Origin of the sequence: Pedobacter sp. V48 (assembly GCF_000523515.1) — a bacterium.
Classification (GTDB): Bacteria; Bacteroidota; Bacteroidia; order Sphingobacteriales; family Sphingobacteriaceae; genus Pedobacter.
Map to the genome: position 1 here is coordinate 197,549 of NZ_AWRU01000001.1, position 12,955 is coordinate 210,503.

Here is a 12,955-nt window from a genome sequence, read left to right on the forward strand (position 1 = left end):
AATCATTTCACTTTCCATTCATGAATACCCGAAGATTGTTCTACAGGCAGCTGAACTTCAAGTTTCAAGGCTTTGGTATTTACAGGTTTAAATTTAAGAACATTAAACTGGTCCTTAGCGATTCCCGAATCACTTAATATTTCAACGGGTACCCAGGCGCCATCTTTAAAATACAACACCTTATATGAAAGCGGAATCCGGCAACCGCCCCATGGCCCATCGTCATACCAGTAAACTCTGGATTCTGAAACGGTGTGGTTTTCAGAAAAATCATATTGTACATATTCTGTGGTATTCTTTTTTGGCCACCAATGCAAATATGGATAATTCGTGTCCTTTGAATCGGCAGGCTCATATTGATCTTTGATTGCTTCCAGTAAACGCGGGTTATCTAATGAAGAACTCACCTTACTTAAAGAAGCAATAGTTGGTGCAGGCTGTGGTCTGGCCGAGGAAGCTTCATAAGGAATCCAAACGGTCATATCACTTGATCCGCGATTTGCCCAGGCATAATATGGAATTGCGGTAACCTTTTGTTTTACCTGAACCAATTCGTCGGAGTTAACTTGTCTTTTAGTACCTGTCCCTTCAACTGAGATCTCCTGGATTTCGTTTAATTTTTCTTTATTAAATGCGGTAGTAGCTTTTGCCTCTTTATCGACCATGATGTTTTGAACCAGCCCGTCTTTGTTGTCTTGCCCCTCAAGGCAGTATACAATTGGTCCACGCTGAAAAGCAAATCTGCCAACATCATCTTTTACCTTAGCATTGGCAATCACCTTCTGAACTTCCATTGGCAGATCGAGTATAAGTTGGTCTCCTTGTTTCCATTGACGCTCCACAACGGCATACCCTTTGATCATTTTATAAACTGCCGGCTTTCCGTTCAGCAGTAATTTAAAGGGCGATTTAATCTGATCCATATAGGTATACAAATCGCCCGGTACAGGTGACTGAGCAGCCCATCCCGGAATCCGAATATTGAGGGCAAATGTGGATGATTTCTCCGGTTTGATAATGATCTTTACTTTTCCGTTCCAGGGATAGCCTGTTGTTTGAGTAAGTGTAACTTTGGTTGCTTTAAGATTAACATCTGCTGTATTACTCATAAACAGGTTCACATACAGGTCATTGTTGTTCTGTGCATAAACATAGCCGGGTACAGAGGGCAAAAAACGGGTCATATTAGAAATACAACAGGCACAGGCAAACCACGCACTGCGTTGATGTTGGTGCATCGAAGCCAGGGGATTGGGGTAAAAGAAGCGATCGCCACTTAAAGATACACCAGAAAGTAAGCCATTGTAAAGTGTTCTCTCTAAAATATCCATGTATTTGGCATCGCCATGCAACTGGAACATTCTGCTATTCCAATAGATATTAGCGATGGCCGCACAAGTTTCTGCATAGGCAGACATGTTTGGCAATTGATAAGCCTCTCCAAATGCCTCTCCGGCACCCGTAGCTCCAATACCACCGGTGATGTACAGTTTTTTATAAACCACATCTTCCCAGATCTTATCTATGGCATTAAGATAGTTCTGATCGCCGGTCAATGCGGCCACATCAGCCATCCCTGTATACATATAAGTTGCCCGAACTGCATGTCCAACGGCAGTACGCTGGTCTATAACTTTGGCATTTGCCTGGTTATATGCATCACCCTTAGGCCCCCTTACGTCCAGGAAAAACTTTGCAAGATCCAGATAGTTCTGATTGCCCGTAATGCGATAAAGACGAACGAGACCTATTTCAACTATCTGGTGACCTGGATAGATCTGGAGTTTACCCGGGCCGAAATCTTTGACCAGCAAATCAGCATTCTTAAGGGCAATATCAAGTAAAGTTTTTTTCCCAGTTGCTTCATAATAGGCTGTTGCCGACTCAAATAAATGGCCTGAGTTGTACAGTTCATGACTCAGTTCCTCTTCCTTTTCCCATCGTTTGGTTCCTATCCATTCATGAGGTTTCTTTGCATTTGCCGTACGGAAAGTAAATAGGTAACCATCTTTTTCCTGTGCTTTGCCTATGATCGTAATCAGTGAATCTATATAATGCTCCAGGGCAGGATCTTTCTTCACCTGCATCGCATATGAGGCACCCTCAATTACTTTGTAGACGTCTGTATCATCAAATGTAAATTGAGAAAGCTTACCTTCCATTTCATGTGCAGCCATTAAAAAGTTATCTATCCTTCCATTTTCTTCACATTTTTGTAAAGTGTAAGGGATCGTGACTGCTGCATTAACTTGCATTTTTGGGGCCCAGAATTGATCGTTTACATGGACATGCGTAAAAGCCACAGGCTGTATAGGGTAATCTTTCTTCTGCTGCGCACTGGCAGGAAGGGCAACGATTCCGACAGCCAGTATATGGAGTGATGATTTCATATTAATATATTTAAATTCTCAAAAAACCGGTTGTACTGAAGGTTCACCTTCAAAAATAGGTCTATTAACCAGCGCTAATGAGGCGTTTCTTAACATTTACTTCATGAAAATTAACTATTTAACCAAACTAATACCCTTCAATGTAGGCTGTACCACTTTTATATTGCCCTCGGCATCAAACTCCAACTTATCAATGCAGACTTCTCGATTATAACCTGCGGACTGCCCCATATTTAATCCTGTCGGACGAGTAAAGCGATGGTAAACAATATACCATTCATCCTTACCCGGCACCTGAATTACGGAGTTATGACCTGTTGCATAGATCGCCTGTGTTACATCCTTAGAAAGGATCAGGTTATTTTTTGGTAAGCTGATTTTGCCTGTTGGCGTATCAGAAATACCATACCTCACACCATAGTCTGCATCTCTTGTATCGTTCTGCGACCATAGAAAATAGTACTTACCATTGCGATAGAAGACCTCGGTTCCTTCTCTAAATGTACTATCAGGAGTAATTACCTTAACAGATGATGAGTCTATTGATACCATATCATTATTCAACAACGCCACTGCCATATATCCATTTCCCCAATACAGGTAGCTTTTCCCGCTCTTCGGATCTGTAAATACATCCGGGTCTATTTCTTGCCCACCTTTTATTCCTTGAGGTTTTCCGCTTATTAAGGCTTTCCCACTGTCTTCAAAAGGACCCGAAGGATTATCTCCAACAGCAACTCCAATTTTCTGCCCGGCGGTAAAATAATAATAGTATTTATAGCTGTTATTGATCTTCTTTTCAGAGATCGTTGGCGCCCAGGCATTTTTCTTTGCCCAACTTACGTCTTTTGGTAAATCGAGGATTACCCCTTCATCTTTCCAATTCACGAGATCCGGTGATGAAAATGTTTTAAAGTAGGTTCCAGACCAATCTGTAAATCCATCACTTGTAGGATACAAATAATATTTTCTGGTCTTATTTGAGTACAAGATCTCCGGATCAGCATAATAACCATTTAATACAGGATTCAGATCAACGCTGGCATTAACTTCGTATAAGCGCGGTTTGGTACCTGGTAAGCTGATCTTTAACTTAACCGGTCCTTTTGTAAAATCATATGGCGCTTTGGGGCTAATTTCCATACCAGGGAACACAACAAACCCAGGATTAAACGATTGAAGGGAAGTTCCGTTCTTTACGGGCAGGTAAAGTTTAGCGTTTGCCGTGTCCATTACGACATTATTTTTCTTGATTGCGGACGATTCGAAAGATCCGACAACGTTCTCAGCGGTGTACCATTTTTTTAAAAGTACAGTAGCTTCTTGAGTAGTAATTGGAAGAACTGTTCCATGACGAGGATGAAAATTCATCTTCATCTCATGATCCACTACTGTAAACTGTTTCAGATCCTTCGTTTTGGTAAACTGATAGCGACCTTTAGTATATACATCGTACATTAGGATATATCCTTCTCCATTATTGAGTTTAAAGACCCCTGCTCCTTCCACCGGATCCTTTGTTTGCTGCACATTGCCATCGCGCAAAACATATCCTTCCTTCAGCTTATCCGAAACGGCAACACGTATGCCTAATCCTTCACCTTCGGTTTTAAAGAACAAATGGTATTTTCCATGGTCAAAGATGATATCTCCGTCGATGCAAGCTCCATTGGTTGGGCTAAAGAAAAGTTGTTTAGGCTCCGTTTCAAGATCTGTAAAGTCCTTATTGGCGTAAGCCCAGTAGATTTTATCGGGATCAGAACCATGTTTCATCGACCAATAAATCATGTATTTACCCGCCTTCTGATCATATATGGTTTGTGGGGCCCATACCCGCAGTAAGTCTTCCTGGTCAGGAAAACGTTTCTGAATATTGATGGCACTTGAGGTCCAGTTAACAAGATCAGTTGATCTTAACAATACCATTCCGCGGTTCGAGTCCCAGCCTTTAGCAGCCACCATATCGGTTACAACCATATAAAAGGCCTTGCCATCTTGTCCGCGTAAAATATGTGGATCACGCACCCCTCCGGTTAAACTGATTGCAGCCGAACTAATCACTGGTTGGTTGTTATTCAGTGCGCGGTAGGTATAACCGTCACTACTAATCGCAAAACGAATAGACTCTTCCAAACCGTTATTACCTGTAAAGTAAGTAAAAAGATAAGCGGTATTTTTTGATTTCTGGGCAGTAGCAGGCCGCCCAGTCAGCACAAGAATACTACCGATTAGCGTTAATGTGAAAAAATAATAGTTAAGCTTTAGTTTCATTGCACCAATTTATTTCATTTTTTATTTGTATTTAACCTTAAGCATCACAAAAGAGTTTGCCGGCAGTTTTATAATAGCATTTTTCCCTTTCAACTTTAGGATTGATTCTACTGGAACAATCACTGAAGGGTTTTCCATAGTATTTCTGTCTCTAAGATTTCCCTTTACTATCGTCAAACTTCCATCAGTTGCCAATTTCTTTATTCCCTCGAAAGCAACCTGCCTTGTCTGTTCTGTTTCATTGGTATTGACCATTTTCACGATCACTTCATTATTAAGGTCGTTCAGCACAGCAGAAGCATATAAACCCTGCTGTCCGGAAAGTGCCTGGCCACCCGCTAGTGCAGAAGTAGCCTGCGTACCTTTATTGATCGAGAAGAGCTTTTGAATATAGTAATTTGGTGTCCCATATACGCTCAGATTATCTACCCAAATTAAGTCGGGAGCCCACTGCCAACCTTCTGTATTGGCAAACAAGGGCGCATAAGAGGCCATATTTACCACAGCGGCATTCCGCTCCAGTCCAGTCATAAAGGCTGCTTCGGCTATTGCCGCCTGCCAGACGTTTCGGTTACTTCCTACAGTTTTTCCATCTATATGAGCGGCATACTCACCTGCAAAAACCTTTGCTCCTTTACGATCGTAGCTGTCGTATCGGGAGGCATTTTTCAGAAACCATTCAGGAGAACGGTAATAGTGTTCATCTATGATATCTGCCCCGATTGTACGCAGTTCTTTGTCCAGAAAATGGAATCGTTCACTATCAGGATCTGTACCCGAACTGTAAATCAGGTTTATCTTTGGATATTTTGCTTTGATAGCCTTCTGAAATGCTTTGGCACGTTCAATATACTGCGGCCCCCAATTCTCATTGCCTACACCCAAATACTTCAAATTAAAAGGTTCAGCATGTCCCATTGATACCCGGACCTTACCCCATTCAGAGGAAGCATCACCATTAGCAAACTCAATCAGATCCAAAGCATCCTGTATATAAGGATCCAACTGATCCAAAGGAACTAATTCAGCAGTGTTATACTGACACGCCATTCCACAATTCAGAATTGGCAATGGTTCAGCACCAATATCTTCCGCCAATTGAAAATATTCAAAAAAGCCTAGTCCAAAGGTCTGAAAGTAATCAGGTGAAGGACGATGCGCAAACTCAACATTCCAACGGTTCATGATCAACTGACGATCCTCTATAGGGCCTATTGTTTTTTTCCATTGATACCTGTTGGCCAGGTCAATTCCCTCTACAATACAGCCGCCTGGAAAACGGATGAAACCAGGTTTCATGTCTGCCAGCATTTGTATCATATCTGCACGCATACCTTTCTTACGACCCTTCCAGGTATCAGCGGGAAATAATGAGATCATATCCATATCCAATACTCCGTTCCCCTCAAACCAAATGTTGAACTTAGCCTTTACTGCGGCTGAGGTGGCTCTAAAATTCACCTCTTGTTTCGCCCATTTCCCTGATACATCAGCCGGTTTTAATACACCTGCTCCTAAGACATTATTTTGCTCATCTACCAATTCTACGTGCAGCGTGATTCCTGGATTCTGCTGTCTGTACATTAGTGAAAACTCATATTCAAGGTCTTTTTTTATACCCATCCCACCTTTGAATCCCTCATTGGTCAATCCAGCCTGTCCTTTTGCTGCGTCTTTTATACTCGCTCTAAGAAACCTTGGATTAGCAAGGTGAGCATCTTGTCTATTCAACACAAGTAGGTCACCCTCTCTGATCTTGTCCCCTTTTACAGACCAACCCATCATTGGCTTTAAAAATTCAAAGGACCGGTTCTTTACCATTTCGGCATAAATCCCACCATCTGCTCCCATGTTGATGTCTTCAAAAAAAACGCCCCACATGGTTGGTGATATCTTCCCCTCAGATTTAGCCGCATTAACTACAATAACTTCCTGTTGCTGTGCACTCGCGCTAAAAAAAGTCCCCGCAATGAGCAGAGCGATTAAATTGCTTTTGTATTTCATCTTAACCGAAATTTAAAAAACTCATACTTGGTTATCCTATCTTGTTTGTCAGGCTGTCTTCACTGAAGAAATCTCAGGATTTTCAGCTCAACTAAGGGCTAATGTAGGAATTTTAAATTAAACGTCAAATTAACGATTATTAATTTTGTAGCTTTGATAATTATTTTTATAAATTGCTTTTAAAATCTATAAAACAAGTAATCTACTTTTGACAAACGATCCCCTACACATGATAACCTATTCTGACCAAGTACGCGTTTTGGTTGCAGTCGACTGCATCATCTTTGGCTTTGACGGCGACCAACTACAAATATTATTGATTAAAAGAGGGTTTCAACCAGCAAAAGATCAATGGAGTTTAATGGGTGGTTTTGTGGGGAAAAAGGAAACCCTGGACGGTGCAGCCGAACGCATCCTGTTTGAACTGACCGGATTAAAGGATGTTTACCTGGAACAGTTGAGCGCCTATGGAAGCCCGGAACGAGACCCAATTGAACGTACCGTATCGGTAGCTTACTTTGCATTAATAGACATCAATACTTACAAAACACAGATCAGCGACAGGTATCATGCCGAATGGTTCCTCATCAATGAAGCCCCATCGCTTATCTTTGACCACAACAATATGGTTGAGGAGGCCAAAAAAAGGATCCGTTATAAAGCTGCACTACACCCCATATTGTTTGAGCTGATGCCTACCAAATTTACCATTCCGCAATTACAGAATTTATATGAACAGGTTTATAATGCTAAAATTGATAACCGGAATTTTATCCGCAAAGTAAATTCAACAGACTTATTAATCAAACTTACTGAAAAAGATAAGTCCAGTTCCAAACGTGGGGCTTTTTACTATACCCTTGATAAGAATAAATACAAAGCTAAATTCCAATCCTTTTTAAATTTCATACCCAACCCAGAGAATCTTATTAGCTGATAATCGAAATAATGAAAAAATAATTTCATAATAATTTTCTTTTGTTAAAAAAATAAACGTTAATTAGACGTTTATTACAATTACTATGAATTTAACCAAATATGTCATCGGTATAGATTACGGATCGGATTCTGTTCGCTCTGTAATTGTTAATGCGGAAAATGGAGCAGAGGTATCCTCTTCAGTTTATTATTACAAAAGGTGGCAAAAAAATCTCTATTGTGAGCCATCATTAAATCAGTTCCGACAACATCCGCTTGACTACATTGAGGGATTGGAGCATACCATTAAAGAGTGCGTTGCAAAAGCGGGTGGTGCGGCAATAGCTGATTCCATAAAAGGAATTGCCGTAGATACCACAGGTTCTACTCCGGTAGCAGTTGACAAAACAGGAACACCCCTTGCCCTCACTCCTGGTTTTGGAGAAAATCCAAATGCCATGTTTGTATTGTGGAAAGATCATACAGGAATCAAAGAAGCAGCGGAGATCAATGAGCACGCGACAAAATTTAAAACAAACTACCTTAAATACGTGGGTGGAATCTACTCTTCTGAATGGTTCTGGGCAAAACTTCTTCATGTATTAAGAGATGATCCTGCTGTTCGTGATGCGACCTTTTCATGGGTAGAGCATTGTGACTGGATCCCATTCTTGCTAACCGGAGGCGATGACGCCAGAAAGATGAAAAGGAGCCGCTGTGCTGCAGGACATAAAGCCCTTTGGGCAGAAGAGTTTAACGGTCTTCCGCCAGATGAATTTTTCAGCAAATTAGACCCCCTATTGTCTGGATTTACCGAAAGACTATTTCAGGACACCTATACTTCAGATGAACCTGCTGGAAGATTAAGTGAGGAATGGGCTGGCCGACTGGGGTTATCAACAGATGTTGTTGTTGGCGTAGGCGCATTTGATGCACACATGGGCGCTGTTGGTGGACAGATATTACCTTATCATCTTTGTAAAATCATGGGTACAAGTACCTGTGACATTCTTGTAGCCCCGTTGCAAGATCTGGAAGGCAAACTGGTAAAAGGCATTTGCGGACAAGTAAATGGCTCAGTTATCCCAGGAACAATGGGACTTGAAGCGGGTCAATCGGCCTTTGGTGATGTATATGCATGGTTCAAGAACTTAATCAGCTGGCCATTGAATCATCTCCTCACGGAATCTGCTTTAATCGATCAGGCTACAGCCCTTGCTTTAAAAGATGAGCTGGAAGCAAAAATTATTTCCCGTCTAAGCGAACAGGCTGAACAATTAGGTGACCAAGACTATGCAGAGCTAGCCGTGGACTGGTTAAATGGAAGACGAACTCCCGACGCCAACCAAGAACTTAAAGGAGCTATTGCCGGTTTAAGCCTGGGGACTGACGCACCAAAATTTTTCCGTGCCTTAGCTGCAGCGACCTGTTTTGGGGCAAAGAGTATAGTGGATAGGTTCGAAGACCAGGGTGTACCTGTAAAAGGAATAATTGGTATAGGTGGAGTAGCCCAAAAATCACCTTACATCATGCAAATGATGGCTGATGTATTAGAAATGCCAATAAAAATCCACCGTTTTGAGCACACCTGTGCGCTCGGTGCAGCCATGTTTGCCGCTGTAGCAGCTGGTATCCATTCAAATATTGAAACTGCAATGGAAGCAATGGGAACAGGATTCGAAGCAGAATATCAGCCCAATCTGAACAAACGAAGGATGTATCGCCAACATTACCAGGAATACCTGGCTTTAGGCAGATATCTGGAGAAATACAATAAGAGAGAAATCAAACCTTATGTATCATGAGCATTTATAAAATAATACGAGAAACTGCCTATGAGGCCAATATGGAATTACCAAGGCTGGGCCTTGTGTTATTCACTTTTGGAAATGTTAGCGCAGCCGACAGAGAGGAAGGTGTTTTCGCTATCAAACCAAGTGGGGTTCCATACAAAGATCTTTCACCGGATAAAATGGTCATTGTTGACTTTGACGGGAATACCGTAGAGGGAACGCTCAGACCATCTTCTGATACCAAAACCCATGCTGTGCTATACAAACATTGGGACGGAATCAATGGCATTGTACATACCCATTCAACCTATGCAACGTCCTGGGCACAGGCACAAATGAATATACCCATTTTTGGCACTACCCACGCCGATCACCTTACTGTGGATGTACCCTGTGCGCCACCAATGAATGATGACATGATTAAAGGAAACTACGAATACGAAACGGGTTTTCAGATCATCAATCATTTTAATGAGCTCGGTTATAGTCATCATGAAATTGAAATGATACTGGTGGGAAATCATGCTCCGTTTACCTGGGGCAAAACTGCAGAAAAAGCAGTGTACAATAGTGCAGTACTGGAATCAATTGCACATATGGCCTTGCTGACAAGGCAAATCAATATGCATTCACCAAAATTAAAAGATGCATTAATAAAAAAACATTTTGAACGTAAACATGGTCCGGATAGTTATTATGGTCAGTAAAAAAATAATACTAACAGGGGTACTACTGATTGGGGGCCTGGTAGGCGTGAATGCGCAGCAAAAAGACTTTCATGATTGGGCTAAGACACCTCCGATGGGCTGGAACAGCTGGGACTGCTTTGGTCCCACGGTAGTGGAATCTGAAGTGAAAAGCAATACGGATTATATGTCTAAAAATCTGAAAGCTTTTGGATGGGAATATGTAGTGGTAGACATTCGTTGGTATGTTGGAAACGACAAAGCGCATGGCTATAATGAGACGGATCCAGATTATGTACTGGATGAATATGGCAGGTTTCAACCAGCAGTAAATCGTTTCCCTTCCGCGGCAGGCGGTAAAGGATTTAAACCTCTTGCAGACTATATTCATAAAAAGGGATTGAAATTTGGCATCCACATCATGCGAGGCATCCCGGTAGAGGCCGTAAAGCGTAATCTGCCGATCATGGGGAGCAAGGCTACCGCCAAAGACATTTACAGTACAGACCTGCAATGTAAGTGGCTACATGACATGTATACTGTAGTGGCCGGACGTGATGGAGCACAGGAATATTACAACTCGCTGTTTAAGCTATATGCATCTTGGGGCGTAGATTTCATTAAAGTAGATGACCTCTCCAGACCTTACCATACCGGGGAGGTAGAAATGATCCGCAAAGCAATTGCACTCACAGGCAGAAAGATTGTGCTGAGTACCTCGCCAGGAGAAACACCAATTGCAAGTGCTCCCCATGTGCAGGGTCATGCCAATATGTGGCGCACAGTAGACGATTTTTGGGACAACTGGCCAATGCTGAAAGATCATTTTAATGTATTTGAGCGATGGAACAAATATCGTGCGCCTGGAGCCTGGCCTGATGGAGACATGCTTCCTCTTGGGAAAATTGGAGTCCGCGCAGAACGAGGAAACCCAAGAATGACGGCTTTTACCAAAGATGAGCAATACACTTTGATGACACTGTGGACGATATTCCGTTCTCCACTGATGTTTGGTGGTGACCTGCCAAGCAATGATGCATTTACCCTTTCGCTATTAAACAATGGAGAAGTGCTCAATATCCTGAACAACAGTACCAATAACAAACAGCTGTTTCGTAATGAGGATGGGATCTGCTGGGTGGCAGATGATCCAAAAACTGGAGATAAATACGTCGCTTTGTTTAACCCGGGCGATGGCAATGAGCCAGTAAACATTTCAGTAAACTTGAATGACCTTGGATTTACCGGGGCGTGCAAAGTGAGAGATCTTTGGAGCAAGAGTAACAAGGGTACGGCCAAAGGAACATATACAGCGGCAATCAATAAACATGGAGCAGGTCTGTTCCGTATTTCAGCAATTAAGTAAAACACAGTATTAAGATATGATAAACTTAAAAGAATTAGAAATTTGGTTCATCACGGGTAGTCAGCACCTGTATGGAGAAGAGACGTTAAGGCAAGTAGCTGATCATGCAAAACAAGTAGCTTCCTCACTCGATGCTGCTCCACAAATTCCCGTTAAAGTTGTTTATAAACCAATAGTAAAAACACCTGACGAGATATTTGAAACCTTGCAACAGGCCAACTTAACTACCAATTGCATTGGCGTAATCACATGGATGCATACTTTCTCACCTGCAAAAATGTGGATAAGAGGACTGAATATTCTTCAGAAGCCTTTATTACACCTACACACCCAATTCAACAGAGATATTCCCTGGGATACCATTGATATGGACTTCATGAACCTAAACCAGAGTGCACATGGAGATCGTGAATTTGGATTTATAGTAACCAGAATGCGTAAGGACCGAAAAGTAGTGGTTGGACATTGGCAGGACCAGGAAGTATTAAATGAAATTGACACCTGGACACGGGCCGCAGCTGGCTGGCATGACTGGCAAGGTGCTAAATTTGCGCGCTTTGGCGACAATATGCGCTATGTAGCCGTTACAGATGGCGACAAAGTAGAGGCTGAACTTAAGTTTGGTTTCCAGGYRMMYWCNTMCGGCANWYSSWKAYCYTGYRGCYRTTATCAACAGCATCTCAGAGGAAGCTATTCAGGAGCTGCTAACAGAATACGAAGCAACCTACCTTATGACAACTGACCTCCATCGTGGTGGAGAAAGACATGTTTCTGTTTATGAAGCTGCAAAGATAGAGCTAGGTCTTAAGAAATTCCTGGAGGACGGCGGCTTTAAAGGCTTTAGTGATACCTTTGAAGATTTGCACGGGATGATTCAGCTACCGGGTATTGCTGCACAGCGATTAATGGCCGCAGGATATGGATTTGCCGGAGAAGGCGACTGGAAAACCGCAGCACTAGTACGTGCTTGTAAAGTAATGGGTGCCGGATTACCTGGGGCAAACGCCTTTATGGAGGACTATACCTACCACTTTGACCCCGCCAATTCAATGGTATTGGGCTCTCACATGCTGGAAGTAGATGCATCGTTGGCCAACGAAAAACCACGACTTGAAGTACATCCTCTTGGTATCGGTGGGAAAGCAGATCCTGCCAGACTAGTATTCACTGTAGCCGGTGGAAATGCACTAAATGCTTCCATTATTGATATGGGTAATCGCTTTCGACTACTTGTAAATGAGGTAGAAGCAGTGGAGCCTAAGCACAAGCTACCAAAGCTCCCTGTAGCACAGGTTTTATGGAAGCCGCTCCCTGATATGAAGACCGGCTGTGCAGCCTGGATCTATGCTGGAGGTGCACACCATACTGCATACAGTCAGAATCTAACAACAGCGCATTTACTGGATTTTGCAAACATTGCAGGCATAGAATATGTAAACATCGGAGCTGACACCAAGATCAACCAGTTCAGAAACGAACTTCAATGGAATGAAATCTTTTATAAATAAGGGAAGGTGCGCCGGATAG

8 protein-coding genes and 1 pseudogene are annotated in these 12,955 nt (G+C 42.3%); 6 read left to right on the forward strand and 3 right to left on the reverse strand.

From position 1 onward, the window contains the following. Positions 1-2 precede the first annotated feature (2 nt). The 3 genes from N824_RS00750 to N824_RS00760 form a co-directional block, all read right to left on the reverse strand. Positions 3-2,390 (reverse strand): glycoside hydrolase family 127 protein, encoded by a 2,388-nt coding sequence (locus N824_RS00750; protein ID WP_048903214.1) that lies wholly within the window; start codon positions 2,388-2,390, stop codon positions 3-5. Positions 2,391-2,504: 114 nt separating this feature from the next. Continuing rightward, positions 2,505-4,661: a family 43 glycosylhydrolase gene (locus tag N824_RS00755; RefSeq protein ID WP_048903215.1), complete on the reverse strand. Its 2,157-nt coding sequence runs from the start codon at positions 4,659-4,661 to the stop codon at positions 2,505-2,507. A 21-nt stretch (positions 4,662-4,682) separates the two neighbouring features. Next, entirely contained in the window at positions 4,683-6,665 is a 1,983-nt protein-coding gene (locus N824_RS00760) for an alpha-L-arabinofuranosidase C-terminal domain-containing protein (RefSeq protein ID WP_048903216.1), read from the reverse strand. 229 nt (positions 6,666-6,894) lie between these two features. On the opposite strand from N824_RS00760, the gene N824_RS00765 reads away from it, so the two are divergent. The 6 genes and pseudogenes from N824_RS00765 to N824_RS35325 all read left to right on the forward strand — a co-directional run bounded on the left by N824_RS00765 (position 6,895) and on the right by N824_RS35325 (position 12,936). Continuing rightward, on the forward strand, positions 6,895-7,602 hold the full coding sequence (locus N824_RS00765; RefSeq protein WP_048903217.1) for an NUDIX domain-containing protein: 708 nt from the start codon (positions 6,895-6,897) through the stop codon (positions 7,600-7,602). 85 nt (positions 7,603-7,687) lie between these two features. Beyond that, positions 7,688-9,388 (forward strand): ribulokinase, encoded by a 1,701-nt coding sequence (locus N824_RS00770; RefSeq protein WP_048903218.1) that lies wholly within the window; start codon positions 7,688-7,690, stop codon positions 9,386-9,388. Next, positions 9,385-10,083, forward strand: a complete 699-nt coding sequence (locus N824_RS00775) for an L-ribulose-5-phosphate 4-epimerase (RefSeq protein ID WP_048903219.1) — start codon at positions 9,385-9,387, stop codon at positions 10,081-10,083. The genes N824_RS00770 and N824_RS00775 overlap by 4 nt, the downstream gene beginning before the upstream one ends. After that, positions 10,055-11,428 carry a glycoside hydrolase family 27 protein gene (locus N824_RS00780; RefSeq protein ID WP_200869782.1) on the forward strand — a complete coding sequence of 458 codons (1,374 nt, stop codon included), beginning with the start codon at positions 10,055-10,057 and terminating at the stop codon, positions 11,426-11,428. The genes N824_RS00775 and N824_RS00780 overlap by 29 nt, the downstream gene beginning before the upstream one ends. A 16-nt stretch (positions 11,429-11,444) precedes the next feature. Continuing rightward, positions 11,445-12,170 (forward strand): annotated as a pseudogene (locus N824_RS00785) (hypothetical protein). Further along, complete coding sequence (locus N824_RS35325; protein WP_255327386.1) at positions 12,130-12,936, forward strand: hypothetical protein; 807 nt, start codon at positions 12,130-12,132, stop codon at positions 12,934-12,936. The pseudogene N824_RS00785 and the gene N824_RS35325 overlap by 41 nt, the downstream one beginning before the upstream one ends. Positions 12,937-12,955 lie beyond the last annotated feature (19 nt).

What these genes read in the sequence shown, in the direction of transcription:
- N824_RS00750 (WP_048903214.1), bottom strand. Translation starts at nt 2,390, where the DNA reads ATGAAATCATCACTCCATATACTGGCTGTCGGAATCGTTGCCCTTCCT.
- N824_RS00755 (WP_048903215.1), bottom strand. Translation starts at nt 4,661, where the DNA reads ATGAAACTAAAGCTTAACTATTATTTTTTCACATTAACGCTAATCGGT.
- N824_RS00760 (WP_048903216.1), bottom strand. Translation starts at nt 6,665, where the DNA reads ATGAAATACAAAAGCAATTTAATCGCTCTGCTCATTGCGGGGACTTTT.
- N824_RS00765 (WP_048903217.1), top strand. Translation starts at nt 6,895, where the DNA reads ATGATAACCTATTCTGACCAAGTACGCGTTTTGGTTGCAGTCGACTGC.
- N824_RS00770 (WP_048903218.1), top strand. Translation starts at nt 7,688, where the DNA reads ATGAATTTAACCAAATATGTCATCGGTATAGATTACGGATCGGATTCT.
- N824_RS00775 (WP_048903219.1), top strand. Translation starts at nt 9,385, where the DNA reads ATGAGCATTTATAAAATAATACGAGAAACTGCCTATGAGGCCAATATG.
- N824_RS00780 (WP_200869782.1), top strand. Translation starts at nt 10,055, where the DNA reads ATGGTCCGGATAGTTATTATGGTCAGTAAAAAAATAATACTAACAGGG.